This window comes from Ramlibacter sp. bp-362 (assembly GCF_054956735.1).
The window spans coordinates 1-269 of sequence record NZ_JBUDXE010000055.1; the positions used below are offsets into that span (position 1 = coordinate 1).

Here is a 269-nt window from a genome sequence, read left to right on the forward strand (position 1 = left end):
GCCAGGGATGCGGACCTTGATCAGGGCTTCGATGTCGATGACTTTGGCATCGTAAGCGAGCATGACTTCATCGTAGTTGGAGAAAATCTTGCCTTCGCCCTTGGCAGCCGGTTTGACCAGGGTCAGGTAATAAGCACCGAGGACCATGTCCTGTGTCGGGACTGCGACCGGTTTGCCATCTTTCGGAGCCAGGATGTTATGAGACGAAAGCATGAGCGTCCGCGCTTCGGACTGGGCTTCTACGGAAAGAGGCAGATGGCAGGCCATCT

The 269-nt window shown here is 55.8% G+C and carries 1 protein-coding gene; it reads right to left on the minus strand.

Annotated features, from left to right (window positions below):
* A partial coding sequence (locus tag ACY0MJ_RS22385; protein ID WP_462640767.1) for a hypothetical protein occupies positions 1–269 on the minus strand: 269 nt, incomplete at both ends.